Source organism: Pseudoroseomonas ludipueritiae, from assembly GCF_014490445.1.
GTDB classification, from domain to species: domain Bacteria; phylum Pseudomonadota; class Alphaproteobacteria; order Acetobacterales; family Acetobacteraceae; genus Pseudoroseomonas; species Pseudoroseomonas ludipueritiae.
Genome location: NZ_JACTUZ010000052.1, coordinates 1 through 25,949, shown reverse-complemented (window position 1 = coordinate 25,949; position 25,949 = coordinate 1). Strand labels below are relative to the sequence as shown.

The 25,949-nt window shown below is 69.6% G+C and carries 27 protein-coding genes and 2 riboswitches; of the genes, 17 read left to right on the top strand and 10 right to left on the bottom strand.

What is annotated here, in order from left to right; genetic code table 11:
* Positions 1-74 precede the first annotated feature (74 nt).
* The 3 genes from rnhA to ispH are packed head-to-tail and all read right to left on the bottom strand — an operon-like array spanning position 75 to position 2,509.
* Positions 75-554, bottom strand: a complete 480-nt coding sequence (gene rnhA / locus IBL25_RS13075; RefSeq protein ID WP_187778989.1) for a ribonuclease HI — start codon at positions 552-554, stop codon at positions 75-77.
* A complete protein-coding gene (locus tag IBL25_RS13070) occupies positions 544-1,518 on the bottom strand; it encodes a homoserine kinase (RefSeq protein WP_187778988.1) in 975 nt (324 codons plus the stop codon). The genes rnhA and IBL25_RS13070 overlap by 11 nt, the downstream gene beginning before the upstream one ends.
* A 16-nt stretch (positions 1,519-1,534) precedes the next feature.
* A complete protein-coding gene (gene ispH / locus IBL25_RS13065; RefSeq protein ID WP_187778987.1) occupies positions 1,535-2,509 on the bottom strand; it encodes a 4-hydroxy-3-methylbut-2-enyl diphosphate reductase in 975 nt (324 codons plus the stop codon).
* A 111-nt stretch (positions 2,510-2,620) separates the two neighbouring features.
* Here ispH and IBL25_RS13060 point away from each other — a divergent pair, with 111 nt between their 5' ends.
* From IBL25_RS13060 to IBL25_RS13030, 7 genes are all read left to right on the top strand, one after another.
* Positions 2,621-3,178: a hypothetical protein gene (locus IBL25_RS13060; RefSeq protein ID WP_187778986.1), complete on the top strand. Its 558-nt coding sequence runs from the start codon at positions 2,621-2,623 to the stop codon at positions 3,176-3,178.
* A 4-nt stretch (positions 3,179-3,182) separates the two neighbouring features.
* A complete protein-coding gene (locus tag IBL25_RS13055; protein WP_187778985.1) occupies positions 3,183-3,743 on the top strand; it encodes a histidine phosphatase family protein in 561 nt (186 codons plus the stop codon).
* Positions 3,744-3,798: 55 nt separating this feature from the next.
* Positions 3,799-3,891, top strand: a riboswitch (glycine riboswitch).
* 3 nt (positions 3,892-3,894) lie between these two features.
* A riboswitch (glycine riboswitch) is annotated at positions 3,895-3,977 on the top strand.
* A 58-nt stretch (positions 3,978-4,035) separates the two neighbouring features.
* Positions 4,036-5,133 carry a glycine cleavage system aminomethyltransferase GcvT gene (gene gcvT, locus IBL25_RS13050; RefSeq protein ID WP_187778992.1) on the top strand — a complete coding sequence of 366 codons (1,098 nt, stop codon included), beginning with the start codon at positions 4,036-4,038 and terminating at the stop codon, positions 5,131-5,133.
* A gap of 13 nt (positions 5,134-5,146) precedes the next feature.
* Positions 5,147-5,521 (top strand): glycine cleavage system protein GcvH, encoded by a 375-nt coding sequence (gcvH, locus tag IBL25_RS13045; protein WP_187778984.1) that lies wholly within the window; start codon positions 5,147-5,149, stop codon positions 5,519-5,521.
* Positions 5,521-8,409, top strand: a complete 2,889-nt coding sequence (gcvP, locus tag IBL25_RS13040) for an aminomethyl-transferring glycine dehydrogenase (protein WP_187778983.1) — start codon at positions 5,521-5,523, stop codon at positions 8,407-8,409. The genes gcvH and gcvP overlap by 1 nt, the downstream gene beginning before the upstream one ends.
* 89 nt (positions 8,410-8,498) lie before the next feature.
* Positions 8,499-9,071: an NUDIX hydrolase gene (locus IBL25_RS13035; RefSeq protein WP_187778982.1), complete on the top strand. Its 573-nt coding sequence runs from the start codon at positions 8,499-8,501 to the stop codon at positions 9,069-9,071.
* Positions 9,072-9,227: 156 nt separating this feature from the next.
* A complete protein-coding gene (locus tag IBL25_RS13030) occupies positions 9,228-9,992 on the top strand; it encodes a meso-2,3-butanediol dehydrogenase (protein WP_187778981.1) in 765 nt (254 codons plus the stop codon).
* A 99-nt stretch (positions 9,993-10,091) separates the two neighbouring features.
* Here the strand turns inward: IBL25_RS13030 and IBL25_RS13025 are convergent, their stop codons facing one another.
* From IBL25_RS13025 to IBL25_RS13005, 5 genes are all read right to left on the bottom strand, one after another.
* Positions 10,092-10,664 (bottom strand): peroxidase-related enzyme, encoded by a 573-nt coding sequence (locus tag IBL25_RS13025; protein WP_187778980.1) that lies wholly within the window; start codon positions 10,662-10,664, stop codon positions 10,092-10,094.
* Positions 10,661-11,170 (bottom strand): CMD domain-containing protein, encoded by a 510-nt coding sequence (locus IBL25_RS13020; protein ID WP_187778979.1) that lies wholly within the window; start codon positions 11,168-11,170, stop codon positions 10,661-10,663. The genes IBL25_RS13025 and IBL25_RS13020 overlap by 4 nt, the downstream gene beginning before the upstream one ends.
* A 5-nt stretch (positions 11,171-11,175) precedes the next feature.
* Positions 11,176-12,774 carry an ABC transporter substrate-binding protein gene (locus IBL25_RS13015; RefSeq protein WP_187778978.1) on the bottom strand — a complete coding sequence of 533 codons (1,599 nt, stop codon included), beginning with the start codon at positions 12,772-12,774 and terminating at the stop codon, positions 11,176-11,178.
* A 29-nt stretch (positions 12,775-12,803) separates the two neighbouring features.
* Positions 12,804-14,246 (bottom strand): NAD(P)-binding domain-containing protein, encoded by a 1,443-nt coding sequence (locus IBL25_RS13010; RefSeq protein WP_187778977.1) that lies wholly within the window; start codon positions 14,244-14,246, stop codon positions 12,804-12,806.
* 230 nt (positions 14,247-14,476) lie between these two features.
* Positions 14,477-15,595 (bottom strand): DNA topoisomerase IB, encoded by a 1,119-nt coding sequence (locus IBL25_RS13005; protein ID WP_187778976.1) that lies wholly within the window; start codon positions 15,593-15,595, stop codon positions 14,477-14,479.
* A gap of 88 nt (positions 15,596-15,683) precedes the next feature.
* Between IBL25_RS13005 and IBL25_RS13000 the strand changes: the two genes are divergently transcribed.
* The 5 genes from IBL25_RS13000 to IBL25_RS12980 all read left to right on the top strand — a co-directional run bounded on the left by IBL25_RS13000 (position 15,684) and on the right by IBL25_RS12980 (position 19,999).
* A complete protein-coding gene (locus IBL25_RS13000) occupies positions 15,684-16,136 on the top strand; it encodes a GNAT family N-acetyltransferase (protein ID WP_187778975.1) in 453 nt (150 codons plus the stop codon).
* 35 nt (positions 16,137-16,171) lie between these two features.
* Complete coding sequence (locus tag IBL25_RS12995; RefSeq protein WP_238940401.1) at positions 16,172-17,125, top strand: alpha/beta hydrolase family protein; 954 nt, start codon at positions 16,172-16,174, stop codon at positions 17,123-17,125.
* Complete coding sequence (locus tag IBL25_RS12990; RefSeq protein ID WP_187778974.1) at positions 17,125-17,751, top strand: ribonuclease HII; 627 nt, start codon at positions 17,125-17,127, stop codon at positions 17,749-17,751. The genes IBL25_RS12995 and IBL25_RS12990 overlap by 1 nt, the downstream gene beginning before the upstream one ends.
* Before the next feature lie 57 nt (positions 17,752-17,808).
* Complete coding sequence (locus IBL25_RS12985; RefSeq protein ID WP_367615604.1) at positions 17,809-18,897, top strand: site-specific DNA-methyltransferase; 1,089 nt, start codon at positions 17,809-17,811, stop codon at positions 18,895-18,897.
* A gap of 91 nt (positions 18,898-18,988) precedes the next feature.
* On the top strand, positions 18,989-19,999 hold the full coding sequence (locus IBL25_RS12980; RefSeq protein WP_187778973.1) for a Bug family tripartite tricarboxylate transporter substrate binding protein: 1,011 nt from the start codon (positions 18,989-18,991) through the stop codon (positions 19,997-19,999).
* 39 nt (positions 20,000-20,038) lie between these two features.
* Here the strand turns inward: IBL25_RS12980 and IBL25_RS12975 are convergent, their stop codons facing one another.
* Positions 20,039-20,290: a DUF3072 domain-containing protein gene (locus IBL25_RS12975; RefSeq protein ID WP_187778972.1), complete on the bottom strand. Its 252-nt coding sequence runs from the start codon at positions 20,288-20,290 to the stop codon at positions 20,039-20,041.
* Between the two features lie 323 nt (positions 20,291-20,613).
* Here IBL25_RS12975 and IBL25_RS12970 point away from each other — a divergent pair, with 323 nt between their 5' ends.
* Positions 20,614-21,789, top strand: coding sequence for a zinc-dependent alcohol dehydrogenase (locus IBL25_RS12970; RefSeq protein ID WP_187778971.1), 1,176 nt, complete (start codon positions 20,614-20,616; stop codon positions 21,787-21,789).
* 9 nt (positions 21,790-21,798) lie between these two features.
* Positions 21,799-22,332: a hypothetical protein gene (locus IBL25_RS12965; RefSeq protein ID WP_187778970.1), complete on the top strand. Its 534-nt coding sequence runs from the start codon at positions 21,799-21,801 to the stop codon at positions 22,330-22,332.
* 4 nt (positions 22,333-22,336) lie between these two features.
* On the opposite strand, the gene IBL25_RS12960 is transcribed toward IBL25_RS12965, so the two are convergent.
* Positions 22,337-23,392, bottom strand: coding sequence for an A/G-specific adenine glycosylase (locus tag IBL25_RS12960; RefSeq protein ID WP_367615603.1), 1,056 nt, complete (start codon positions 23,390-23,392; stop codon positions 22,337-22,339).
* A gap of 2 nt (positions 23,393-23,394) precedes the next feature.
* On the opposite strand from IBL25_RS12960, the gene IBL25_RS12955 reads away from it, so the two are divergent.
* From IBL25_RS12955 to IBL25_RS12945, 3 genes are all read left to right on the top strand, one after another.
* Entirely contained in the window at positions 23,395-23,925 is a 531-nt protein-coding gene (locus IBL25_RS12955; protein WP_187778968.1) for a DUF721 domain-containing protein, read from the top strand.
* A 92-nt stretch (positions 23,926-24,017) separates the two neighbouring features.
* The gene (locus IBL25_RS12950; protein WP_187778967.1) at positions 24,018-24,656 is read left to right on the top strand and encodes a DsbA family protein; all 639 of its coding nucleotides are present in this window, start codon (positions 24,018-24,020) and stop codon (positions 24,654-24,656) included.
* A partial coding sequence (locus IBL25_RS12945) for an AAA family ATPase (protein ID WP_238940398.1) occupies positions 24,653-25,949 on the top strand: 1,297 nt, incomplete at its 3' end. The genes IBL25_RS12950 and IBL25_RS12945, both read left to right, overlap by 4 nt.

Genomic DNA, 25,949 nt, shown 5'->3' with positions numbered 1-25,949 from the left:
GCCACGCAACCTGATCGTTACCAGGACAGAGGTCCATAACAACCTCTAGAATGAGGTTATGGGGCCACCCATAATCAGCCCTGCCCGGAATCCCGTGCGAGCGTCGCCAGCTTGTCGGCGCGCTCGTTCATCGGGTCGCCGGCATGGCCGCGTACCCAGCGCCATTCCACCTTATGCGGCTTGGCGGCGGCCAGCAGGCGCTGCCACAGCTCGTAATTAGCCACCGGGTCCTTGGCGGCGTTGCGCCAGTTGTTGCGCACCCAGCCATGAATCCAGCGGCTGATGCCGTTACGGACATATTCGCTGTCCGTGTGCAGGATGACGGTGCAGGGGCGCTTCAGTGCTTCCAGCGCATTGGCTGCGGCCGTCAGTTCCATGCGGTTGTTGGTGGTGGCAGGGTCGTGGCCGGAGAGTTCCTTCTCCACCTCACCGAACTTCAGGATCGCGGCCCAGCCGCCCGGGCCGGGGTTCGGCTTGCAGCCGCCATCGGTCCAGATCTCCACCACGCGCTCGGCGGCCTCGGGCGGGGCGGATTCGAAAACGTCAGAGGCCATAGGCGTGGATATCCTGGGCTGCGGCATGGAAGCGCAGGCGCTTGAGGTATTCCAGCGGGTCCTTGCGCGTCACCATCGCGCCCGCCGGGGTATGGGTCCAGTCGAAGAGCCGTGTCAGCAGGAAGCGCATGGCCGCGCCGCGGCAGAGCACCGGCAGCGCCGCCAGTTCCGCCTCCGTCAGCGGGCGCAGGGACTGGTAGGCATGGATCATCGCCCGTGCCTTGGTGATGTTGAAGGAAAAGTCCGGCTCGAAGCACCAGGCATTGAGGCAGATGGCCAGGTCATAGGCCAGGAAGTCGGTGCAGGCGAAATAGAAGTCGATCAGGCCGGAGACGCGCGGCGCGCCCTCGGCATCGTCCAGGAAGAAGACATTGTCGGGGAAGAGGTCGGCATGGATCTGCCCGCGCGGCAGGTCCTTCGGCCAGGCGCTCAGGATACCTTCCAGGTGCCTGTCCAGTTCCGCGATGAGGCCGGGCTGCACGGCATCGCCGCCGGCGCGGCAGCGGTCCAGCAGTGGCGCCCAGGATTGCGGGCCCAGGCTGTTGGGGCGCTCGGCCGTGAAGCCGGCACCGGAGGCATGCAGTTCCGCCAGCGCCGCGCCCAGCGGGCCGCAATGGCCCTGGCGCACCCGGCGCGGCCATACGCCGGGCAGGAAGGTGCAGATGGCGGCGGGGCGGCCGCACAGCTCGCGCAGCGCCTCGCCATCCCGCGCCGCCACGGGCTGGGGGCAGGAGAGGCCGTGTGCCGCCAGGTGCCGCATCAGGCCCAGGAACCAGGGCAGCTCCGCCGGGTCCACCCGCTTCTCATAGAGCGTGAGGATATAGTCGCCGGTGGTGGTCTTCAGCGCGTAGTTGCTGTTCTCCACCCCCTCGGCGATGCCGCGGAAGGCGACCAGATCGCCCAGGGAATAGCCAGCCAGATAGGCGCGCAGCGCCTCGTCCGAGATCTCGGTATAGACAGCCATGGTCAGCGGGCGCCGATCAGCGGTTGGGACGCTGCATAGGCGGCACGCGGAAGGTGATATCCTCCACCGCCACGACCACTTCCTCGGTGGTCACCGTGAAGCGCTCCCGCAGCCGGTCCAGCACTTCCTCCACCAGCACCTCCGGCGCGCTGGCGCCGGCGGTCAGCCCCAGCACGGAAACGCCATCCACTTCCGCCGGGTCCAGTTCCGCGCCGCGCTGCACCATGATGGCGCGCGGGCAGCCGGAGCGGCTGGCCACTTCCCGCAGCCGCACGCTGTTGGAGGAATTGGGCGCCCCAACCACGATCACCATCTCGGACCGCGCCGCGATGGCTTTCACCGCCGCCTGCCGGTTGGTGGTGGCGTAGCAGATATCTTCCTTGCCCGGCCCGGTGATGCCGGGGAAGCGCGCCTTCAGGGCCGCTACGATCTCGGCCGTGTCATCGACGGAGAGGGTGGTCTGGGTGGTGAAGGCCAGGGGGCGGTCGGGCGGCTGGATGCGGGCGACATCCTCCACCGTCTCCACCAGCGTCACGGCCTCGGGCGGCAACTGGCCCAGGGTGCCGATCACCTCCGGGTGCCCGGCATGGCCGATCAGCAGGATGTGGCGGCCGGCGGCCTCGTGGCGCTCGGCCTCCCGGTGCACCTTGGAGACCAGGGGGCAGGTGGCATCGAGGTACATCATGTTGCGCCGGCGCGCCTCGGCGGGCACGGATTTCGGCACGCCATGGGCGGAAAAGACCACCGGGGCGTCCTCCGGCACCTCCTCCAGCTCCTCGACGAAGATGGCGCCCTGGGCCTCCAGGTTCTGCACCACGAATTTATTGTGCACGATCTCGTGCCGCACATAGACGGGGGCGCCGAACTTCCCGATCGCCTGCTCGACGATCTTGATGGCGCGGTCGACGCCGGCGCAGAAGCCGCGCGGGCCCGCCAGCAGCACGTGAAGGGGCGGCTTCGGGTCGGCGGGGGTGGTCAGCGGGGCGGTCATGCTTGCGTCTGGGCCAAAGGCGTGGTGGTTGCGGGAAAGAGCGGTCGCGGCGCGGCGGGGGGCGAGGGTGCAACCCGTCCGGCTGGCGGCACTAAGGGGAAGAGTGGCAGCATGGTCAAGGCGCGGAACCTTCTGAACGGATGCATCGCAGGCGGCCTGGCGCTTCTGCTGGCCGGCTGCGGGGAGCGCGCGCCGGTCAACCTGCTGGAAAAGGCGCAGGCGCCCTGCCCGCAGGTGGGGGTGATTTCCGATGCCGCGGACCTGACGCGCTTCCGCGCGGGCGGCGGGTCGGACCTGACGGCGCTGGTGGTCAATGCGCAGGTCTCCGGCTTCCAGGCCAAATGCGACTACACGTCCCGGCGGGATGGGCTGGTGGTGACGCTGACGCCCGATTTCTCGGCTGAGCGTGGCCCGGCGGCGGCCGGCCCCTCGCTCGACATCCCCTATATGGTGGCGGTGGTGGATGATAGCGACCGGGTACTCTCCCGCGCCGAATATTCCCTGCGCGTCAATTTCCCGCCCAATGTCGCCAAGGTGAAGAGCACCGGCGAGGAACTGAGCATCACCCTGACCGGCGGCGTGGCCGAGGCCGCCCGGCGCCGCGTGCTCGTGGGCTTCGTGCTGAGCCCGGAGGAACTGGCCGCCAACCGCCGCCGCGGCCCGCGCTGAGGGGATGCTGCATTTCATCACCCATCCGGAGGTGGTGATCGACCCGGCGGTGCCGGTGCCGCGCTGGCCGCTGACGGCCATCGGCATCGCCCGCATGCGGGCCCTGGCGGCCCTGCCGGAGATGGCGGGGCTGCGCGCCGTTTGGGCCAGCACGGAATGCAAGGCCATCGAGGGCGCCGGCATCCTGGCCGCCCGCTTCGGCCTGCCGGTGCGGGTGCTGGAGGAACTGGGCGAGAACGACCGCAGCGCCACCGGCTACCTGCCCGAGGCGGAGTTCCAGCAGGTGGCCGACCGGTTCTTCGCCCGGCCGGAGGAGAGCGTGCGTGGCTGGGAGCGGGCGGTGGATGCGCAGGCCCGCATCGTCGCGGCCGTGGCCCGGGTTGTGGCGGAATCGCCCGATGGTCCGGTGGCCATCGTGGCCCATGGCGGCGTGGGCGCGCTGTTGCGGGCGCATCTGGCCGGGGCACCGATCGCGCGCTCCTGGGACCAGCCGGGTGCAGGTTGCCGCTTTATCGTGCAGCCGGGGCAGCCGCCCGGTCCCTGGCTGCCGATTCCCCCGGCCTGAGCCGACAAGATCAGGTTGCGCCCGGCGCCGTGCTCGGGCAGAGAGAGGCACCTGCTGATCCCACGCGGGAGAGTGCGGCTGCTCAGCCGCCGCCGAAGGCGCAACCGGCCCCCGGAAACGCTCAGGCAAAAAGGGCCGCGTGGGGAAGGGGCCTCTGGAAAGCCCGGCTTCAAAACCGGCACCGACGGAGTAAGGCGCATCCCGCGCTGAATCTCTCAGGTCATCGGACAGAGGGGGGCCACGAACCCTGACGCGCCGCGCCTTTTGCGGCGATGGAGGCTGCGTGGCCGACGTGACCGAGACGCTTCTCGAAACCCCTCTGGCATCCCTGCACCGGGAGCTGGGCGCGCGCATGGTGCCCTTCGCGGGCTATGCCATGCCCGTGCAATACCCCGCCGGCATCATGGCCGAGCATCTGGCGACCCGCTCGGGCGCCGGGCTCTTCGATGTCTCCCACATGGGGCAGGCGGAGCTGGTGGGTGAGGGGGCGGCGGAGGCGCTGGAGCGCCTGACCCCGGCCGATGTGAAGATCCTGAAGCCCGGCCGGCAGAAATACGGGTTGCTGACCACCGAAGCCGGCGGCGTCCTGGACGACTTCATGGTCGCCAACCTGGGCGACCGGCTGTTCCTGGTGCTGAATGCCAGCCGCAAGGACGTGGATTGCGCCGCCATCGAGGCCGTGCTGCCCGCCGGCGTGAAGCTGAACCGCCTGCCGGACCGTGCGCTGATCGCCTTCCAGGGCCCGGGCGCCGTGGCGGCGCTGGCCGGCATCGCCCCCGCCGTGTCCGCCATGCGCTTCATGGATGTGCTGGCGGTGGAGATCGCCGGCATCCAGACCCTGGTGAGCCGCAGCGGCTATACCGGCGAGGATGGCGTGGAAATTTCCGTCCCCGCCGAGCAGGCCGAGACCCTGGCCCGCGCCCTGCTGGCGCTGCCCGGCGCGGTGCCGGCCGGGCTGGGGGCGCGCGATTCGCTGCGGCTGGAAGCCGGCCTCTGCCTCTATGGCAATGACATCGACGAGACGACGAGCCCCGTGGAGGCCAACCTCGTCTGGACCATCGGCAAGCGCCGCCGCACCGACTGGGACTTCCCCGGCGCCGAACGGGTGCGGGAGGAGCTGGACAATGGGCCGAAGCGCCTGCGCGTCGGCATCCTGCCGGAGGGCCGCCAGCCCGCCCGTGGCCACACCCCCATCCAGGTGGGCGGCGAGGTGGTGGGCGAGGTCACCAGCGGCGGCTTCGGCCCCAGCCTGAACGGCCCCTGCGCCATAGGCTACGTGGCGCGCGAACATGCCGCCGACGGCACGGCGCTCGACCTCATGGTGCGTGGCAAGGCCTCCCCGGCCCGCATCGCGCCGACCCCCTTCGTTCCTCACCGCTACGCCCGATAAGGACCCGCACCCCATGGCCGATATCAAGTTCACCAAGGACCACGAGTGGGTGAAGCTGGAGGGTGGCGTGGCCACCATCGGCATCACCGAGCATGCGCAGAACGCGCTCGGCGACGTGGTTTTCGTCGAGTTGCCCGAGGCCGGGCGTGAAGTGGCGGCCGAGGAGGCCATCGCGGTGGTGGAGAGCGTGAAGGCGGCGTCCGACGTCTATGCCCCGATCGCCGGCAAGATCGTGGAAGCCAACCAGACGCTGGTGGATGACCCCTCGCTGGCCAATTCCGCGCCGACCACCGATGGCTGGTTCTTCAAGATCGAGCCCTCAGACGCCGGTGCCATCGACGCGCTGATGAGCGAGGAAGAATACTCCAAGTTCGTGGACAGCCTCTGATGAGCAAGGCCCTCGACGCGCTGAGCGCGCTGGAAGACCACGGCGCCTTCGCCGAACGGCATATCGGCCCGTCGGGGGCCGAGATCGCCGCGATGCTGGAGGTGGTGGGTGTGGAAAGCCTGGAGGCCCTGGCCGACCGCACCGTCCCCGCCGATATCCGCGGCCAGGATTTCTCCACCCTGCCGCCCCCGGCCACCGAGGCCGAGGCCATCGCCGAGCTTCGCGCGCTGTCTGAAAAGAACGTGCTGAAGAAGTCGCTGATCGGCATGGGCTACCATGGCACCCATGTGCCGCCGGTGATCCTGCGCAACGTGCTGGAGAACCCGGGCTGGTACACGGCCTATACACCCTACCAGGCCGAGATCGCCCAGGGGCGGCTGGAGGCCCTGGTCAATTTCCAGACCATGGTGACGGACCTCACCGGCCTGCCGGTGGCCAATGCCTCCCTGCTGGATGAGGCGACGGCCGCCGCCGAGGCGATGGCCATCGCCCTGGCCGCCACCAAGGCCAAGTCCCGCACCATCCTGGTCGCCGCCGATGTGCACCCGCAGACGGTCGCGGTGGTGCGGACGCGCGCGGAGCCGCTGAACCTGACGGTCGAGGTGGCGGCGCCCGCCGCCATCGTTGAAGCCTGTGGCTCGAAGAAGCCCTTCGCGCTGCTGCTGCAATATCCCGGCACCACCGGCGAGGTGCGTGACATCGCGCCGGAGATCGCGGCCGTGCAGGCGGCCGGTGGCCTTGCCATCGTGGCGGCGGACCCGCTGTCCATGGTGCTGCTGAAGGCGCCGGGCGAGATGGGCGCCGATGTGGTCATCGGTTCCTCCCAGCGCTTCGGCGTGCCGATGGGCTATGGCGGCCCGCATGCCGCCTTCATGGCGGTGAAGGATGCCTATAAGCGCCTGATGCCGGGCCGGCTGGTCGGCGTCTCCGTCGATGCCGCCGGCAAGCCCGCCATGCGCCTGGCGCTCCAGACCCGCGAGCAGCATATCCGGCGCGAGAAGGCGACCTCCAACATCTGCACCGCGCAGGTGCTGCTGGCCGTGATGGCCGGCATGTATGCGGTCTGGCATGGCCCCGAGGGCCTGCGCCGCATCGCCAAGCGCGTGGCGCTGCAGGCCCGGCTGCTGGCCGGCGCCGCCGAGGCCGCTGGCCTGAAACTGCGCCACGATGCCTTCTTCGACACCATCACGGTGGAAGCCGGCGACAAGGCCGAGGCCATCTACCACGCGGCCTATGAGCGCGGCTTCAACCTGCGCAAGCTGGAAGGCGGCGCCTTGTCCATCGCGCTGGACGAGACCGTGACGCGCGCCGAGCTGATGACCCTGGCCGGCGTTCTGGGTGGCGCGGTGGACGAGCCGGCGGGCGGCATTCCGCAGGCGCTGGAGCGGCAGTCCGAGATCCTGACGGCGGCGGTGTTCCACACCCACCACGCCGAGCATGCGATGTTGCGCTACCTGAAGTCCCTGGAAGACAAGGACGTGGCGCTGAACCGCAGCATGATCCCGCTCGGTTCCTGCACCATGAAGCTGAATGCCACGGCGGAGATGATCCCCGTGACCTTCCCGGGCTTCGGCGAGATCCATCCCTTCGCGCCGGCCGACCAGGCGCAGGGCTACCTCGCCATGATCCGGCAGCTTGAGGACTGGCTGGCGACCATCACCGGCTTCGCCGCCGTCTCCCTGCAGCCGAACGCGGGCAGCCAGGGCGAATATGCCGGTCTGCTGGCCATCCGCGCCTTCCACAAGGCCAATGGGCAGCATGACCGCGATATCTGCCTGATCCCGTCCTCCGCCCATGGCACCAACCCGGCCTCGGCCGCGATGGTGGGCATGCGGGTGGTGGTGGTCGGCTGCGACCGCGACGGCAACGTGGACCTGGAAGACCTCGAGGCCAAGATCGCGCAGCATGCCGAAAAGCTGTCGGCGCTGATGATCACCTATCCCTCGACCCATGGCGTGTTTGAGGAACAGATCATCCGCATCTGCGACCTGGTCCATCAGGCCGGCGGGCAGGTCTATATGGATGGCGCCAACATGAACGCGCAGGTGGGCCTGACCGCCCCCGGCCGCATCGGCGCCGATGTCTGCCACCTGAACCTGCACAAGACCTTCTGCATCCCGCATGGCGGCGGCGGCCCGGGCGTCGGCCCGATCGGCGTGGCCAAGCACCTGGCGCCGCACCTGCCCAACCACCCGCTGCTGGATGAGGCGGGACCTGCCACCGGCTATGGCCCGGTCTCGGCCGCGCCTTTCGGCAGCGCCTCCATCCTGCCCATCTCCTACGCCTATATCCGCATGATGGGCGCGGAGGCGCTGACCCGCGCCACCCAGGTCGCCATCCTCAACGCCAACTACATCGCCAAGCGGCTCGATGGGCACTTCCCGGTGCTCTACAAGGGCGCGCGCGGCATGGTGGCGCATGAGTGCATCCTGGACTGCCGCGGCTTCCAGCAGGGCGGCGGCGTGCTGGTGGAGGACATCGCCAAGCGCCTGCAGGACTACGGCTTCCACGCGCCGACCATGTCCTGGCCCGTTGCCGGCACGCTGATGGTGGAGCCCACCGAGAGCGAGACCCAGGCCGAGCTGGACCGCTTCTGCGACGCCATGATCGCCATCCGCGCCGAGATCCGCGCGGTGGAGCAGGGCCGCATGGACAAGGCCGACAACCCGCTGAAGAACGCCCCCCATACCGCCGAGGAAGTCATGGCGGCGGAATGGGCGCATCCCTACAGCCGGCAGGAAGCCGCCTTCCCGCTGCCTTACGTCGCCGCGCGCAAGTATTGGCCGCCGGTGAAGCGGGTGGACAATGTCTATGGCGACCGCAACCTGATCTGCACCTGCGCGCCCTTGGAAGACTACGCCAACGCGCAGCAGATCGCGGCCGAGTAAGACAACTCCGTGAGGGGGCCCCGAGCCCCCTGGCGGCCCGCGCGGCCTCTTGCCACCATGCGATGCCCCGCATCGAGGAAAGAGGCCGCGTGACGGATTTTGCCCCCTGGGATGTGCTTTCCTCCCGCACCGCGCTGCGGGACCGCTGGATCGATGTCACCGCCGATGCCTGCCGCGACGCGCGGGGCAATATCCTCGACCCCTTCTACACCTTCTCCTACCCCGATTGGGTGCAGGTGGTGGCGCTGACCAGCGACGACAGGATCGTGCTGGTGCGGCAATACCGGCACGGTGCCCGCGCCCATACGCTGGAACTGCCCGGCGGCGCCATGGACGCCACCGACCCCAGCCCGCTGGAAACCGCCGCGCGGGAATTGCGGGAGGAGACCGGCTATGTGGCCAGCAGCCTGCAACATGTCTGCTCGCTGCACCCCAATACCGCCACGCACCGCAACCAGTGCCACACCGTGCTGGCGCTGGATGTGCTGCCCAGCGCCAAGCCGGCACCTGAGGCGGGCGAGGACATCGTGGTGGAAACCATGCCCCTGGCCGCCGTGGTGGCCGGGCTGAATGCCGGGCTGCTGGCGCAGGCCATGCATGTCGCGGCGTTGCTGCTGGCACTTTCAGCGGCGGGCAAGCTGGAGCTGTCGCTGCGGCCATAGCGTCTTGCCGCGCTGAAAGCCCGCCCGCCGCGCGGTGTGCCCGGGGAGGGCGCCTTCTCGGGGGAGCAGGTGCCCGCGCCTGCCTCACCTGGAAGGCGCCAAACCCTGGCGCCCTGGCCGCGTTCCCTGAGACGGGACAGCGAAAGGACGGCAGGCATGGCACGCTTCGAGGGCAGGGTGGTGATCGTCACCGGCGCGGGCTCCGGCATCGGCGCGGCGACGGCGCGGCGCTTCGCGCGGGAAGGGGCCTCGGTGGTGCTGGTGGACCTGGACCAGGAAAAACTGAACGCTGTGCGCGCCAGCCTGGAAGGCGGGCAGAGCATGACGCATTCCGCCGATGTCGCGAAGGAGGTGGAAGTGCGGGCCATGGTGGAAAGCGCCATTGCCCGCTACGAGCGGATCGACGTGCTGGTGAACAATGCCGGCACCGTCACCACCGGGCCGCTGCTCCAGCTCTCCACGCCCGAATGGCGCAAGGTGATGGAGACGGATCTGGATGGCGTCTTCTTCTGCACCCGCGCCGCGCTGCCGGAACTGCTGAAGAGCAAGGGCTGCATCATCAATACCTCCTCCGTCTCCGGCACCGGCGGCGACTGGAACATGGCGGCCTATAACGCCGCCAAGGGCGCCATCACCAACCTGACGCGCTCGCTGGCCATGGAACTGGGCGAGCATGGGGTGCGGGTGAATGCGGTGAATCCCACTTTCACCGCCACCGGCATGACGGAAGACATGCTGGGGGACCAGGAACTCGTGCAAAAGTTCCTGGAGCGCATCCCGCTCGGCCGCATCGGCCAGCCCGAGGACGTGGCGGATGTGATCGCCTTCCTGGCCAGCGAGGATGCCCGCTTCGTCACCGGCGTGAACCTGCCGGTGGATGGCGGGCTATCGGCCTCCAATGGCCAGCCGAGGCAGGCCTAGAGCAGATCCCGACCCGGTGGAATTACCCGATCGGGTGAAGATATTCGCGAAAACAAAGGGCAGAGCGGTTGGGATGAGCCAAGGCGAACGGAAGCCGCTCTAGGCTTCGGGCGGCACCGAGTGGCCGAGGGACTGCATCAGCCGGTTGGCATTGGCGAACATGGCGATGGCATGGATCAGGTCCAGGATCTCCAGGTCGCTCATGCCGGCGGCGCGGAGCGGCGCGAGGTCGGCGGCGCCCATGGCCTGCGGCGTCGCGGTCAGCTTGGCCGAGTAATCCACGATGGCCTGCTGCCGCGTATCCAGCCCGCTGGCGCCAACGCCTTCCTCCAGCAGCGCCCGCATGGCCGCTTCCGGCCCCTTCAGCTCCACATAGCGGCGGGCATGGACGGAGGTGCAGTAGATGCAGCCATTGACGATGGAGACCACCGCCGTCGCCAGTTCCCGCTCCGCGCGCGGCAGGCCACGCGGCGCATACATCACCTTGGTGAAGAGCGCGCCACGCTGGCCCAGCGAGCCCGGGTCGTTCACCAGCGTACGGAAATACACGGAGGTCCGTTGCGCCGGCGGGCAGGCTTCCAGGGCGGCAAGCTGCTCCGGCGTCGCCGTCTCCATCTCCACCGGCGGCACGCGCGGCTCCCAGCCGACGGTCTCCATGGTGAAGCGGCTCATGCGGCGGATTCCTGCTGCAACTGGCGCAGGCCGGAGAGCAGCCGCACCTGATAAGGGACAAAGGAAACAAGCTGCGTCACCGCCACGATATCCTGCGGCGAGAGTCCGAAGCCGCTGAGGCGATCGATATCGTCCTGCCCGACCTGCTCCGGCTTGCTGGCGACGGTGTCGGCATAGCGGAAGAGCACGGCCAGGCGGCCCTCGCCCGCCGGGGCCGGGAAAACCTCGGCGGCGGCGATCAGCGCGGCATCGCCGCTGGCGGCCAGCAGGGCGCGGTAATGCGCGGCCAGCGCGGCATCGCCCTCGATCAGTGCGCCGCGCAGCGCCAGCGCCGCGCGCTCCGCCAGGGACACGCCGCCGGGGGAGGGGGGCAGCACCAGTTCCCGATAAGCGCCTTCCTCGTGCTGCAGGATATCGGCGCGCTGCCGGCGCAACTGGCCGAGCGGGGAGGCGGCGTCGATGCCCAGCAGATGCTCGGCGAGGTCTGGGATATCCGTGGGGTTCATGCGCTTCAGGCTTCCGGCGTGACCATGGTGGCGGTGGTGCGGTCGGAGGTCAGCGGCGTGACCTTCAGCCCGCGCTTGGCCGCCCAGAGATTCTGGTAATGGAAGAGCGGGATGATGCCGGCATCCTCCGCCACCACGCGGGCGGATTGCTGCAGGATGGCCTCGCGCTTCTTGTCGTCGAATTCGCGCATGGCGTCTTCCAGCGCCTGATCCACCTTGGGATTCTTGTAGCGGCCCCAGTTGGAGACGCCGCGCCCCTGCTTGGGGTCCACGCTGCCCAGCACGTTGATCAGCGCGTAGCTGCCCTCACCGGTGCCATTGCCCCAGGCCAGGGTCGTCATGGCGTATTCACCGGTCTTCACGCCGGCCGAATAGACGGACCAGGGCACCGCCTCCACCGAGGTCTTGATGCCGATGCGCGTCCACATCTGCGCCACGGCCTGCGCCGCCTGCGGGCCCAGCACGTAGCGGTCATTGGGCAGGTGGATGGAGATCTGGAAGCCATCGGGATAACCGGCCTCGGCCAGCAAGGCCTTGGCGCGGTCCGGCTCGAAGGCGGGGGGCTTGATGCTGGGGTCGTAGCCGAAGCTGCCTTCCGGCATCCATTGCCCGGTGGGGGTGGCGGTGCCCTGCATCAGCCGCTCGCACAGCGCATCGCGGCTGATGGCCATGGAGAGCGCGTGGCGCACCCGGGCATCCAGCAGCGGGTTCTTTTCCAGCGGCTTGCCATCGGCCGCCTTCAGGAAAGGTCCGGGCTTCTCGGAAAAGCTCGGCTGCAACAGCAACATCCGCAGGCCCGGATAGGCGAAGACCTTCACGTCCTGCCGCGACCGCAACTGCGCCAGGTCGGAGACCGAGACCTTGTCGATCACATCCACATCGCCCGCCAGCAGCGCCGCGGTGCGGGAGGCGGCATTGGCGACATAGCGATAGTCCACTTCCTCCCAGACCGGCGGCTCCCGCCAGTAATCCGGGTTGCGCCGCATGATGATGCGGTCCCCCGGCGTATAGGAGGTGAGGAGGTAAGGCCCGGTGCCGTTCAGCGCCTTGCCGGTGTTGAAGTCGTTGCTGGTGGCGCCCTCCGTGGTCTGCCGCGCGACGATATGCACCGAGGCGAGGTTCAGCGGCAGCAGCGGGTTCGGCTCCTTGGTGCGGATGCGCAGCGTCAGCGGGTCCACCACCTCCACCGCCTCCACCGTACGGAGATAGCCGGCGAAGCTGGCGGTGCTGCCCGGCACGTCCGGCGCGCGCTTGTAGGAGAAGGCCACGTCATCGGCCGTGAAAGGTTCGCCATCGGACCAGCTCACGCCGGAGCGCAGCTTGAATTCCCAGTTGCGGTCATCCACCGCGCGCCAGGAGGTGGCGAGGCCAGGCTGCAGGCCGCCGTCGCGGTTCTCCACCAGCAGGTCGAAGAAATGCAGGTCCACCGACCGGTCGCCGGCGAAATTGTTCAGTTGCGGATCGAGCGAGGAGACCGGGTCGCCAAAGGCGATGGTCAGGCGCTTCTGCGGCTGGGCCGCCGGCCCCTGGGCACGCGCGCCGGAAAGGGCCGGAAGCGTGATGGCCAGGCCGCCGAGGCCGGAGAGCAGGCTACGACGCTGCATCGGGATGGTTCCTTCCTGTTGCGGGGCGGTCAGGCCAGCGCGCCCGCCACCTGGGCCGCCGGCCATTCGTCGCCCAGCAGTTCAGGCGTCGCATAATCTTGCAGCCGCGCGAAGTGCTCTTCCCGGTCTTCCACAAAGAAATGCCGGGTGATGGCCCGCGCCAGCCGCTGCGCGCCGGCGCTGACGGCGGGGATGTCGCCGGTCAGCTTGCCGTGGCTGAGCGTCGAGGGATAGTTGAAGCAATGGATCAGCGCCAGCGCCGGGCAGGCGCCGGGCGCCTTCTCCTGGAAGGCGAAATCCGGCGCGAGGTCGGGCGAGCTTTCCAGCTCTGGCTGCGCCAGCCCCTCGGGCGGCGTGAAGCGGTCGCTCCAGAAGCGGATCTGGTCCGCCACCAGGGCCAGTTCCGGCCGCTCCGCCAGGCTGACGCGGAAGCCGGTGCCGAAGATAATGAAATCGACCTCCAGCACGCCTTCAGGAGTCGAGACGCGCAGCGCGCCACCGGTTTCCTCCAGCCCCAGCACGGGGCAGGAGAGATGCAGATGCGCATGGGGGTGGCGGGAAACGCGCAGCGTGCTGTCGCGCGGCGGCGGCGTCTGTTCCGAAAGCGCGTGGTGCAGGAAGCGCCATTTCCATTCATCGGGCAGGGCGGCGAAGCCATGCACCACGCCCTGGCTGCCGATGCCGGTGAACTTGTTGATGGCGGGCAGCTTGGCGCGGCGCACCAGCAGGTCCAGCCGGGCGCAGCCGGCTTCCAGCGCCGTGGCGGCATTGTCCATGGCCGAGGCCCCGGCGCCCACCACCGCCACGCGCTTGCCGCGCAGGGCCGCGAAGTCGATGGCATCGCGCGAATGCGCCCAGAAGCGGCGGTCGATGCCTTCCGCCATCTCCGGCACATAGCTGCCGCCCAGCCCGTCGCGCCCGCTGGCCAGCACCACGCGGCGGGCCAGGATGGTGCCGGCGGCATCGGTCTCCACCGCCAGCAGCCCATCCTCCCGCGGGCGCAGCAGCGTGGCGGCGACGCCATTCTCCACCGGCACCGCCATGACGCGGCGATACCAGCCGAGATACTCCATCCATTGCCCGCGCGGGATCTTGCCCAGCCGCTCCCAGGCCCCGGCGCCGAATTGCGCGGTGAACCAGGCACGGAAGGTCAGCGCCGGCAGGCCCAGCGCCGGGCCGGCGAGGGCCTTGGGGGAGCGCAGCGTTTCCATCCGCGCATAGGTCACCCAGGGACCTTCCTGGCCGGCGGGGGCTCGGTCCAGCACGCGGGTATTGTCGATGCCCATCAGCCGCAGCGCCGCATGCGCCGCCAGCCCGCACATGCCGCCGCCGACGATCACCACGTCGGTAACGGGTGTGCCCTCAACTTCGTGGCGCGGCACCCAGGGTTTGCCGGGCAGTTCCAGCCATTCCAGGTCCTGCCGCAGCCGCGCTTCCAGCGCGGCGAGGCCGTTGGGGGTGGGGTCCTGCATCGGACGGGTTCCTCGGAATGTCGCCAACCGGGCTAGGCCCGCGACGGTGCTGGATGAACCATCGCGGAGGATGGTGGCGGTGCCGGCGCGGCTGTCGCCCGGCCCGGTGCCGGACATGATGGCCAGAGCGCTGCCGATTCACCACCCCGGCATCCAAGGCCCCGCCATGCGGGAAGGAGATGCCCCGCACCCCATAAGGCCCATCGCGCCGCCGGCCATGCCCCGCCGCGCTAGGAAGCCTTCTCCACCGCGCGCGAAAGCCGTTCCCGCAGGAAGGCCAGCACCGCGGCTTCCTCGGGCTTCAGGCTGGGGAGGTCTTCCTTCAGCTCGGCCTCCACTTCCTTCTGGATCTGCACCAGCAGCCCGCCCTGCATGTAGCTGTCCAGCACTTCCGGGTGGACATAGCATTTGCGGCAGATGGTGGGCGTGTTGCCCAGCTTGGCGGCCGTGCGCTCGATGGCTTCCTTGATGTTGCGCTTGGCGGCACTGGCATTGTCGAACTTCTCGAATTCGCTGAGCGCCATGGCGGCCAGCACGGTGCCGGCCCAGGTGCGGAAGTCCTTGGCGGTGATGTCGCGCCCGCTGGCCTCACGCAGATACTCGTTCACGTCGGTCGAGGTGACGCTCTGCCGCTCGCCATCCTCGTCGATATACTGGAACAGTTCCTGGCCCGGCAGTTCCTGGCAGGCGCGCACCACCCTGGCCACGCGGCGGTCGCGCAGCTTCAGGTTCCACATCTTGCCGCTCTTGCCCTTGAACTGGAAGCGCAGGGCATCGCCCTCCACCGCCACATGCCGGGTGCGCAGCGTGGTCAGGCCATAGCTCTTGTTGGCCTGGGCGTAATCCTCGTTGCCGACGCGGATCAGCGTGGTGTCCAGCAGGTGCACCAAGGTGGCCAGCACCTTTTCCCGCCCCAGCCCGCGCTTCGCCATGTCCTCGTCAACCCGGGCGCGCAGCGCCGGCAGGCCATGGGCGAATTCCATGATGTGCTCGTATTTCGTGGCATCCCGCGCCGCCCGCCAATCGGGGTGGTAGCGGTATTGCTTGCGGCCCTTGGCGTCGCGTCCGGTGGCCTGGATATGGCCATTGGCGCGCGGGCAGATCCAGACATCGGTATAGGCCGGCGGAATGGCCAGCTTGCGGATGCGTTCCAGCGTCGGCTTGTCCCGGACCACCGCGCCCTTGGCGTTCCGGTAGGAAAAGCCGCTGCCGCTGCGCCGGCGCGTGATGCCGGGTTCCTCGTCCGAGACATAGCGCAGGCCAGCGGCGGCGGCGGCCTCCACCTCCTCCTCGCGCGGGTGCGGGCGGGCAGGGCGAGGCTCGACTGTGGCAGCGGCTTCAGTCAGCATGGTTCTCGGGCTTCCGCGATGGGGCGGGAGCCGATGCAACGCATGGCGGGTGGCCCAAGTTCCGCCCTGCCGCCGAGGGGTATTCCAGATGGCTGACGATGCGCTCCAGATCCTGCCCCTCGGGGCTGGCCACCGCGAGGATTGGGAGCGGCTTTACGCCGGCTATGCCACCTTCTACCGCGTGGAGCAGACGGCCGAGATGCGCGCCACCGTTTGGGGCTGGCTGATGGACCCGGCGCATGACGTGAAGGGCTTCGTGGCCCTGCTGGATGGCAAGCCTGTCGGCATCACCCATTACCGCCCTTACTGGCGGCCGCTCTATGCCGGGGTCGGCGGCTTCCTGGACGACCTTTTCGTGGACCCTTCCGCGCGCGGCCAGCGGGTGGCGGATGCGCTGATCGGCGCCGTGGCCGAGGAAGGCCGCAAGCGGGGCTGGGGCCTGATCCGCTGGATCACCGCCGACAACAACTACCGTGGCCGTGGCGTCTATGACCGCGTGGCGACGCTGACCCCCTGGCGGACCTACGACATCAAGCTCTGAGCACCGCGCGGGCGGGCTTTGCCGTGCCGCCCGCCATGCCCATCTGGCGGGGCATGATGTCCCGCCGCATTGCCCTCTCCCTGCCTGCCCTCCTGGCCGCCACCCCCGCCATGGCCGTGACCGAGAACCGGCAAAGCTGGCGCGATGCCGCCCGCAACCGCGACCTGCCCGTGTTGCTTCGCCTGCCGGATGGCGGCGGACCGGCGCCGCTGGTGCTGCTCTCCCACGGGCTGGGCGGCTCGCGGGAAGGGCTGGGCTACCTTGGCCGGGCGCTGGCCCAGGCGGGCTTCGCGGCGCTGCACCTGCAACATCCCGGCACCGATGACAGCCTCTGGCGCAATGGCGGCGACAGCCGGCTGGCCCTGGCCGCCGCCGTCACCGATGCCAGCCGGGCGTTGGACCGCATCCAGGACGTGGTCTTCGTGCTGGACGCGCTGCCGCGCCGGCCGGAGCTGGCGGGGCGGCTGGACCTTTCCCGCATCGGCATCGCCGGGCATTCCTATGGCGCCTGGCTGGTGCAGACCATGCTGGGCCAGCGGGTGCCGGGCGGCGACCGCGGGCTGGCGCTGCCGGAGCCGCGCCTGGGCGCCGGCATCGCGCTTTCCCCCATTCCACCGCAGGGGCTGCCGGCGCGGCTGGCGATGGACCGGGTGCGCGCGCCCATGCTGCATGTGACCGGCACAGAGGACCGCGACTTCATGGGCGGCAACAGCGCGCTCAGCCGGCGCATTCCCTATGACAATATCCAGGCGCCTGGGCAGGTGCTGGCCATCTTCGCCGGCGCGGCCCACGGCAGCTTCGCCGACGAACCCGGCACCGGCGCGCGCTGGGAGGACAGTGCCTACCACGCCCGCACCGCCGCGCTTGCGGTGGCCTTCCTGCGCGGCGTATGGCTGGGCGATGCGCCCGCCCGCCACCTGCTGGCCGAAGGCGCCCCCGAAGTGCTGGAAGCCGGCGACATGATCGAGAGCAAGGGCCTCGCCCCCTGATGCCGGACTATCTGCTGGAAATCGCCGCCGGCGGCCGCGTGGCCGGCGTGGACGAGGCCGGGCGCGGCCCGCTGGCCGGACCGGTGGTGGCCGCCGCCGTGCTGTTCCATGCCCCACCACCGGAAAACCTGGCGGCACTGCTGGATGATTCGAAGAAGCTGGATGCCGCGAAGCGCGAGGCCGCATTCGCCGCCCTGCGCGCCGCCCAGGCGGAGGGCGTGCTGGATGGCGCCGTCGCCGCCGCCAGCGCCGCCGAGATCGGCCGGCTGAACATCCTCCGCGCCACGCATCTGGCCATGACGCGCGCCGTGGCCAGGCTGCGCCTGCCACCGGACCTGGTGCTGGTGGATGGCAACCAGCCGCCGCGTGGCCTCTCCTGCGCCGTGCGATGCGTGGTGAAGGGGGATGGCATCAGCCTGTCCATCGCCGCCGCCTCCATCCTGGCGAAGGTGGTGCGGGACCGTGCCATGGCGCGGCTGGACCCGCGCTGGCCCGGCTATGGCTTCGCGCGCCATGCTGGCTACCCCACGGCCATGCATCGGGAGGCTCTGGCGAGGCTCGGCCCATGCCCGCACCACCGCCGGGGATTCGCACCCGTGGATCAGATGCTTCTCTCCCTCACTTGACGTGTTGACTCACCCCGACGCATTCTCGGCCTCCGAGTCGCAGGGAGTTTCGACGGCGTGGGTACGGGTTTGGATCTGCCGTTGGACTGCATCCTGGAAGGGGATTGCATCGAGATGCTGCGGGCGCTGCCCCCGGCTTCCGTGCATACCATCTTTGCGGACCCGCCCTACAACCTTCAGTTGAAGGGTGAGTTGCGCCGCCCGGACGAAAGCCTGGTTGATGGCGTCGATGACGACTGGGACCGCTTCTCCACCCTCGCGGCCTATGACGCCTTCACCCGCGCCTGGCTGACCGAGGCGCGACGGGTGCTGCGCAAGGACGGCACCATCTGGGTCATCGGCTCCTACCACAATGTCTTCCGCCTCGGCGCCGCCTTGCAGGACCTGGACTTCTGGATCCTGAACGACGTCATCTGGCGCAAGGCCAACCCGATGCCGAACTTCCGCGGCCGCCGCTTCACCAATGCCCATGAGACCATGATCTGGGCGAGCCGCGGGCAGGAGAGCCGCTACAAGTTCAACTACACCGCCATGAAGTCGCTGAACGACGACACGCAGATGCGCAGCGACTGGTTTATTCCGCTCTGCACGGGCGGTGAGCGGCTGCGGGACGAGAAGGGCCAGAAGGTCCACCCGACCCAGAAGCCCGAGGCACTGCTGCACCGGGTGATCCTCTCCTGCACCTCGCCAGGCGATGTGGTGCTGGACCCTTTCCTCGGCTCCGGCACGACCGCCGCCGTGGCGAAGCGCCTGGGCCGCCGCTACATCGGCATCGAGCGCGACGCGACCTATGCCGCCGCCGCCCGCGTGCGCATCAACGCCATCGAGCCGCTCTCGGAATCCGCCATGCTGGTGACGCCGACGCGGCGGGAACAGCCGCGCATCCCCTTCGGCGCCCTGGTGGAGCGCGGCATGGTGCCGCCCGGCAGCCGGCTGGTGGACCGCCACCGGCGCTTCGCGGCGCTGGTGGGCGCCGATGGCTCGCTCCGCTGCGGCACGGCGCAGGGTTCTATCCATCAGGTCGGCGCGGCGGTGCAGGAAGCACCCTCCTGCAACGGCTGGCTCTTCTGGCATGTGGAGCGGCGCGACGGTTCGCTCCGCCTGCTGGACGAATTGCGCGCCGAGATCGCCGCCAGCCTCGCCTAACTGTTGTTTGACGGGAACGAAAGCGCGCCGCAACCTTCCCCGTCACATGGCCGCCGAATCGCACTGGCCATGTGCCGGGAGAATGAAACGGATGCTGAAGGATAAAGGCGCGCTGCCGCTGCGGCGCCGCGCCACGTTGCTGATGGGCCTGGGCGCTGCCTCCGGCCTGGCCATGCCGAACCTGGCCAAGGCGCAGGACAACTGGCCCAGCCGCACCATCAACCTGGTGGTGGGCTTCCCGCCGGGCGGACAGACGGATTTCGCCGCGCGCATCATCCAGCCGGGGCTTTCCGCCGCGTTGGGGCAAACGGTGGTGATCGACAACCGCGCCGGGGCCGGCGGCAACCTGGGCACCGAGATGGTGCTGCGCGCCCGCCCCGATGGCTACACGCTGCTGGCTGGCAACAGCAGCCCCATGGCCATCAATCCCCATACCTTCCCGAACATGACGGCCAACCCGCTGGAACTGGCCTCCATCGGGCTGGCGCTGCAATCCTCCATGATCCTCTGCGTGCATCCCTCGGTGCCCGCCAAGAACGTCACGGAGCTGGCGGCCTGGATCAAGGCGCAGAAGGGCGGGGTGGATTACGGCGCCGCCAGCGCCGGCAGCCTGTCGCATTGCGCCATGGAACTGCTGCGCGCCCGCATCGGCAATCCGGAGATGCAGAGCATCCCCTATCGCGGCAGCGGCCCCGCCTTGCAGGACTTCATCGCCAACCGCTTCCCGCTGATGTTCGATGGCGCCTCCGTGGTGGCGCCCTTCGTGAAGTCCGGCCAGTTGCGGGCCATCCTGGCGACGGGCGCGCAACGCTCGCCCGCCTTCCCGGATGTGCCGACGGCGGCCGAACAGGGGCTGCAGGACTTCACTTTTTCCGCCTGGGTCGGGCTTTCCGCGCCCAAGGGCACGCCGGATGCCATCGTGCAGAAGGTGAATGCGGCCCTGAACAAGGCGCTGCAGGACCCGGCGGTGCGGGAAAAGATCACCGGCCAGGGCGACGAGCCCGGTGGTGGCAGCGCCGCCGATTACGATGCCATGGTGAAGCGCGACCATGCCCGCTGGGGGCAGGTGGTGAAGGCCAGCAACATCACGGTGGATGGCTGAACCTCGTTGGGCCGGGGCGCTGCCCCGGCCCTTTGGCCTTCAATGGTCCCGCCCACGCCCGGTGCGGGCCTGCAATTCTTCGATCTTCTTGCTGGCTTCGGCCTTGCTGAGGCTTTCGTCGAAAGCCTCTCCGGCTTCCTCGCATAGCGTCCTGAGGTAGCTGGCCTGGGCACCGGTCATGGTTTCGCCGCCGGTGGTCCAGTTATCCGGGTCCTTCACAGTATTGCTGGGCGTATCCTCCTGCGGCGCCTTCGGGGCGGTGCTGTGATCGTCCTTGTTCTCACGGGCCATGGGATTGTCCTTGTTCGCGTTCCGTTCGAGTAACGGGAGGCGGGCGCCGGAAGTTGCCGTGGCTTGCGGCAAGAGATGAAACCGCCTTGCGTGAGCACGGCTGTTTGCCGGCGGCGCCTGCCTGACAACGCCGTAATGACCGTGACATGCCCGGAAACCCGGGCGGGTCGGTCCATGTTGCATGCAGCAGTGGATCGCCCTCGCGGAAGCGGCAAGCTCAGAACGTCTCTGCCAAGGCACTGCGTTTTCACGACGCGCCGCTTCTCGCAGCGGCGTTGCGAGGGGCGACCGACCCGTCTTCACCGTTCGATGGAGAGCCTGCGATGAAAGCGCTAGTCTGGCACGGTAAGCAGGACATCCGCTGCGACAAGGTCTCTGACCCCGAGATCGAGGATTCCCGCGACGCCATCATCAAGGTCACGAGCTGCGCCATTTGCGGCTCGGACCTGCATCTCTTCCACAACTTCATCCCCGCCATGATGCCCGGCGACATCATGGGCCATGAGATGATGGGCGAGGTGGTCGAGGTCGGCGCGGATGCGAAGAACAAGCTGAAGAAGGGCGACCGCATCGTCGTGCCCTTCACCATCATCTGCGGCCAGTGCGACCAGTGCAAACGGGGCAATTTCTCCGTCTGCGAAAGGTCGAACCGCAAGAAGGACCTAGCCGACAAGGTCTTCGGCCACACCACCGCCGGGCTCTTCGGCTATACGCATCTGACCGGCGGCTATCCGGGCGGGCAGGCGGAGTACCTTCGCGTTCCCTTCGCCGATGCGACGCATATCAAGGTGCCGGACAGCATGACGGATGAGCAGGCGCTCTTCCTCGGCGATATCCTGCCCACCGGCTGGCAGGCGGCGGTGCATTGCGACATCGAGCCCGAGGATACCGTGGCGATCTGGGGCTGCGGCCCGGTGGGGCAGATGGCGATCCGCAGCGCCGTGCTGCTCGGCGCCAAGCAGGTGGTGGCGATCGACTGCATCCCCGAGCGGCTTTCCATGGCCGCTGCCGGCGGCGCCATCACCATCAACTTCGAGACGGACAGCGTCGTTGAGCGGTTGAACGAGCTGACGGGCGGCAAGGGCCCGCAGAAATGCATCGATGCCGTGGGCCTGGAGGCGCATGTGACGCCGAGCCAGCCCGATACGCTGATGGACCGCGCGAAGCAGGCCATGATGCTGGAAAGCGACCGGCCGCATGTGCTGCGGGAGATGATGTATGTCTGCCGCCCCGGCGGCATCATTTCCATCTGCGGCGTTTATGCCGGGCTGGTGGACAAGATCCCGATGGGCATGGCCATGAACAAGGGCCTGACCTTCCGCATGGGCCAGACGCATGTGAACCGCTGGACCGACGGCCTGGTCCGCCGGATCGAGGAAGGGCAGATCGATCCCTCCTTCGTCATCACGCATACCGCCAGGCTCGAAGACGGGCCGGAAATGTACAAGGTTTTTCGCGACAAGCAGGACAGCTGCATCAAGGTCGTCCTCAAGCCCTGAGGTGTTGACATGAACCTATTGGCGAGAGCCGCCGATATCACCCGCTCCCCCGGCGACCCGAAGGTGCTCTCCACCGGGCCAGGCTCGCTCGCGGCGCCGGACCAGATGGCGCGCGGGCTGGGCTGGTTCAGCATCGGGCTCGGCATGGTGGAACTCTTTGCCGCCAGGAGCCTGGCGCGTTCCCTGGGCATGCAGGGCGCCGAGACGCTGATCCGGGGATATGGCCTGCGGGAGATCGCTTCCGGCATGGCCTGCCTTTCGGTGAACCCGGTGCCGGGCGTCGCCAGCCGCATCGCCGGCGATGCGGTGGATATCGCGACGCTGCTGGCCGCGCTGCCCAACAACCCCAAGCGGGAGAATGTGCAGCTCGCCCTGTTGGCCGTGATCGGCGTCACGGTGCTGGATGTGCTCTGCACCAGCCAGTTGACGGCACGCCATGGCCGGCCCTCCGGCCCGGGGCGCGACTACAGCGACCGCTCCGGCTTCCCGCGGGGTGTCACGGCGGCGCAGGGCGTGGCGCGGCAGGCTCCGGCAGGCGGCTGACGCTTCAGGCGCCCGGCAGCGCGCCTTCCGCCCGCGCCAGGTCCAGCAGCTTCTGCATGGTGCCGGGCAGGGCGGCGCGCGCAGCCTCCACCGTCATCCAGTCTCCGTCCAGCGCGGCGCCGGGCGGGGCGGTGGCGGCGCGCAGCGCCATGTGCAGCTCGAAATGCGTGAAGCCATGCTTCGCCTCGCCCTCCAGCAGCTGCCAGGACAGGTCAGGCAGGGGGGCGAAGGGGGCGATCTCCGGCTCCGTCCAGGGCACTTCCCGCCAGGGGGTGCCTGGCAGTTCCAGCATGCCACCCAGCAACCCCTTCGGCGGGCGGCGGCGCAGCAGCAGGCGGCCGGCGCCATCCAGCAGCAGGAAGTGCACGCCGCGCTTCAGCGGCCGCGCCTTCTTCGCCGCCTTGCGCGGCAGGCTGGGCGCCAGCCCGGTCCGGAAGCCCTCGCAGCCCTGGCGCCAGGGGCAAAGGGCGCAGGCCGGGTTGCGCGGGGTGCAGATGGTGGCGCCGAGGTCGAAGATCGCCTGCACGAAATCGCCGGGCCGTTCCCGCGCGGCCGGCTGTTCCATCCATTGCTGCGCCAGGGCGGCCAGCCTGGGGCGGGCGCCGGGCAGCGGCTCCTCCACGGCGGCGAGGCGGGAAGTCACGCGCTCCACATTGCCATCCAGCGGCACCACTTCCCGCCCGAAGGCGATGGCCCCCACGGCGGCGGCGGTATAGGCGCCGATGCCGGGCAGGGCGCGCAGCCCTTCCACCGTGTCCGGAAAGCCGCCGCGCGCCACCACGGCCTGGGCGCAGGCATGCAGGTTGCGGGCGCGGGCGTAATAGCCAAGCCCCGCCCATTCCTCCGCCACATCGGCCCAGGGCGCGGCGGCCAGGGCTTCAACAGTCGGAAAACGCGCGAGGAAACGTCGCCAGCGCGGCCCAACGGCGGCCACCGTGGTCTGCTGCAACATGACCTCGGATAACCATATACGGTAAGGATCGCCCGATCCCTCGCGCCAGGGCAGGGCGCGGCGGTGGCGGTCATACCATTCGAGCAACAGAGAAGCGGCGGGCAACACGGATGAAGGAAGAGGGCCAAGGCGGCCGCGGATCAAGCCCCGCCCGCCAGAATTCCGCCCCCGAGGCATCTTTGCCGGGCTGGCGCACCGACCGTGGCCCTCGCCTGCTGGGCGCGGTGATGCCGCAGGTCACCCGCCCGGCCTTCAAGAAGCGATCCCCGGCGGCGGCGCAGCTGATCGCGGAATGGCCTTCCGTGGTCGGGCCGGTGCTGGCGGCGCAGACCATCCCGCGCGGGCTGACGGGCGGCACGCTGACCATCGCCTGCTCCGGCCCCGTGGCCATGGAGCTGCAGCACCTGGCGCCGCAGCTGATCGGCAAGGTCAATTCCGCCATGGGCCATGCGCTGGTGCAAAGGCTGCGCTTCGTGCAGGGCGTGGTGCCGCCGCCCGCCCGCCGCCCGCCGCCGCTCAAGCCGGTGGCGCTTCCCGAAACGGTCTCCACGGCGCTGGAGAGCGTGGAGGACCCGCAATTGCGGGAGGCTCTGGCAAGATTGGCCCAGGGGGTCTATCGGGGGCGGCGAAGCCCCGGCTGACGCGCTGGCGGCGGGCCTGCCCCGCCCCTATTTGTCGGGGCATGCGGGCGCCGCCCGTGCCCGTGAACCTTTGCCCCGACAGGAGGCCTTGGATGACCATCTCCCGCCGCTCGCTGCTGCTGGCGCCCGCCGCGCTGGCGCCTCTGCCGTTGTTGTCCCCTGGCGTGGCGCGCGCCCAGGGCACGACCCCGGTGAACAGCGACCCGCGCCTGGCGGAACGCTCCGCTGGCCAGGCCGATGCCAAGGCCACGGTGATCGAGTATTTCTCCCTGACCTGCTCGCACTGCGCCGCCTTCCACAAGGAAACCTGGCCGCAGGTGAAGGAAAAGCTGGTGGCCAATGGCACCGTCCGCATGGTCTGGCGCGATTTCCCGCTGGACCAGCTGGCCCTGGCCGCTGCCCAGGTGGCCCGCAGCCTGCCGGCCGAGCGCTATGAAGGCTTCATCAGCGCCCTTTTCGCCAGCCAGGAACGCTGGGCCTTCACGCGCGGCGGCGACCCGATCGCCGAGATCGCCAAGATCGCCGCCCTGGCCGGCATGACGCGGGAGCAGGTGGACAAGGCCGTGGCCGACCAGAACCTGGCGCGTGGCATCCTGGAGATGCGTGCCAAGGGGCAGCAGGACTTCAACATCAGTTCCACGCCGACCTTTGTCTTCGGCAAGAAGCCGCAGCCCGGCGCAATCGGCTATGACCGCTTCGCGCAGCTGGCCGGCGAAGCCGCTGGCACTTGAGCGAGGCTGATCAGGCGGCCCCGGCCGCCACGCAGGACGAGACCCCGGACCAGCTTGCTGGCCCGGGCGAGACCCAGGCCTCCGGCGAGGCCGAGCCCGCGCGCGATGCCGCGACGGAAGCGGCGGCCCGCGCCGCCGCCCTGCGCGCCACCCTGGTGCGGCTGCGCATCGCCGGCTTCAAGAGCTTCGCCGAGCCTACCACGGTGGAGGTGCTGCCCGGCCTGACCGGCGTGGTGGGCCCCAATGGCTGTGGCAAGTCCAATGTGGTGGAAGCCCTGCGCTGGGCCATGGGCGAGACCAATGCCCGTGCCATGCGCGGCGGCGAGATGGACGATGTCATCTTCGCCGGCACCACCACCCGCGCCGGCCGCAACCAGGCCGAGGTGACGCTGCTGCTGGAGGATACGGCCGGGCTCGCGCCCCCGCCCAACCAGCAGGCCGCCGAGTTGGAGATCACCCGCCGCATCGTGCGCGGGGAGGGCACCGGCTTCCGCATCAATGGCCGCGAGGCGCGCGGGCGGGACGTGCAGACGCTGTTCGCCGATATCGGCTCCGGCGCGCGGTCTTCCGCCATGGTCAGCCAGGGGCGCGTCGCCGCGCTGATCGCCGCCAAGCCCGAGGAACGGCGGCAGGTGCTGGAGGAAGCCGCCGGCATCGCCGGCCTGCGTGCCCGCAAGCACGAGGCCGAGCTGAAGCTGCGGCAGGCCGAGCAGAACCTGACCCGTGCCGAGGACCTGAAGGGCCAGCTGGACGTGCAGCGGCAATCGCTGCAACGGCAGGCGCGGCAGGCGGCGCGCTACCGCAATCTCTCCGGCCTGACGCGGCAGGCGGAAGCCGAGTGGTTCGCCCTGCTGCTGGCCCGCACCGAGGCCGCGCTGACCGGCGCCCAGCGCGCCTATGCCCAGGCCCAGGCCGCGACCAAATCCGCCGAGGAAACCGCCACGGCTGGCGCCACCCGCGCCTTCGCCGCCGAGCGCGCCCTGCCGGCACCGCGTGAGGCTGAAGCGGAAGCCCGCACCGCGCTGGAACGCCGCCGTGTCGAGGCCGAGAACCTCCAGGCCGAGGAAAGCCGCGCCCGCGCCGCCCTGGCCGAAGCCGAGGCACGCCTGAAGCAACTGGCTGGCGACCTTGAGCACGCCACCCGCCAGGAACGCGATGCCGCCGAGGCCGAGGGCCGCCTGGCCACCGAGGCCGCCGCGCTGGAAGCCGTCCGCGCCGCGCTCCCCGCCCGTCTGGAAGCCGCCCAGGCCGAGCAGGCTGAGGCCACCGAAGCCGCCACCGAGGCCGAGCGCG

Coding starts and splice junctions, on each gene's coding strand:
- IBL25_RS12975 (WP_187778972.1), bottom strand. CDS start 20,290: ATGGCCCGTGAGAACAAGGACGATCACAGCACCGCCCCGAAGGCGCCG.
- rnhA (WP_187778989.1), bottom strand. CDS start 554: ATGGCCTCTGACGTTTTCGAATCCGCCCCGCCCGAGGCCGCCGAGCGC.
- gcvH (WP_187778984.1), top strand. CDS start 5,147: ATGGCCGATATCAAGTTCACCAAGGACCACGAGTGGGTGAAGCTGGAG.
- IBL25_RS12950 (WP_187778967.1), top strand. CDS start 24,018: ATGACCATCTCCCGCCGCTCGCTGCTGCTGGCGCCCGCCGCGCTGGCG.
- IBL25_RS13030 (WP_187778981.1), top strand. CDS start 9,228: ATGGCACGCTTCGAGGGCAGGGTGGTGATCGTCACCGGCGCGGGCTCC.
- IBL25_RS13070 (WP_187778988.1), bottom strand. CDS start 1,518: ATGGCTGTCTATACCGAGATCTCGGACGAGGCGCTGCGCGCCTATCTG.
- IBL25_RS13020 (WP_187778979.1), bottom strand. CDS start 11,170: ATGAACCCCACGGATATCCCAGACCTCGCCGAGCATCTGCTGGGCATC.
- IBL25_RS12955 (WP_187778968.1), top strand. CDS start 23,395: ATGAAGGAAGAGGGCCAAGGCGGCCGCGGATCAAGCCCCGCCCGCCAG.
- IBL25_RS13015 (WP_187778978.1), bottom strand. CDS start 12,774: ATGCAGCGTCGTAGCCTGCTCTCCGGCCTCGGCGGCCTGGCCATCACG.
- IBL25_RS13055 (WP_187778985.1), top strand. CDS start 3,183: ATGCTGCATTTCATCACCCATCCGGAGGTGGTGATCGACCCGGCGGTG.
- IBL25_RS12990 (WP_187778974.1), top strand. CDS start 17,125: ATGCCGGACTATCTGCTGGAAATCGCCGCCGGCGGCCGCGTGGCCGGC.
- IBL25_RS13010 (WP_187778977.1), bottom strand. CDS start 14,246: ATGCAGGACCCCACCCCCAACGGCCTCGCCGCGCTGGAAGCGCGGCTG.
- IBL25_RS12980 (WP_187778973.1), top strand. CDS start 18,989: ATGCTGAAGGATAAAGGCGCGCTGCCGCTGCGGCGCCGCGCCACGTTG.
- IBL25_RS12970 (WP_187778971.1), top strand. CDS start 20,614: ATGAAAGCGCTAGTCTGGCACGGTAAGCAGGACATCCGCTGCGACAAG.
- IBL25_RS12965 (WP_187778970.1), top strand. CDS start 21,799: ATGAACCTATTGGCGAGAGCCGCCGATATCACCCGCTCCCCCGGCGAC.
- IBL25_RS13060 (WP_187778986.1), top strand. CDS start 2,621: ATGGTCAAGGCGCGGAACCTTCTGAACGGATGCATCGCAGGCGGCCTG.
- IBL25_RS13005 (WP_187778976.1), bottom strand. CDS start 15,595: ATGCTGACTGAAGCCGCTGCCACAGTCGAGCCTCGCCCTGCCCGCCCG.
- IBL25_RS13000 (WP_187778975.1), top strand. CDS start 15,684: ATGGCTGACGATGCGCTCCAGATCCTGCCCCTCGGGGCTGGCCACCGC.
- IBL25_RS13025 (WP_187778980.1), bottom strand. CDS start 10,664: ATGAGCCGCTTCACCATGGAGACCGTCGGCTGGGAGCCGCGCGTGCCG.
- gcvP (WP_187778983.1), top strand. CDS start 5,521: ATGAGCAAGGCCCTCGACGCGCTGAGCGCGCTGGAAGACCACGGCGCC.
- IBL25_RS12995 (WP_238940401.1), top strand. CDS start 16,172: ATGCCCATCTGGCGGGGCATGATGTCCCGCCGCATTGCCCTCTCCCTG.
- ispH (WP_187778987.1), bottom strand. CDS start 2,509: ATGACCGCCCCGCTGACCACCCCCGCCGACCCGAAGCCGCCCCTTCAC.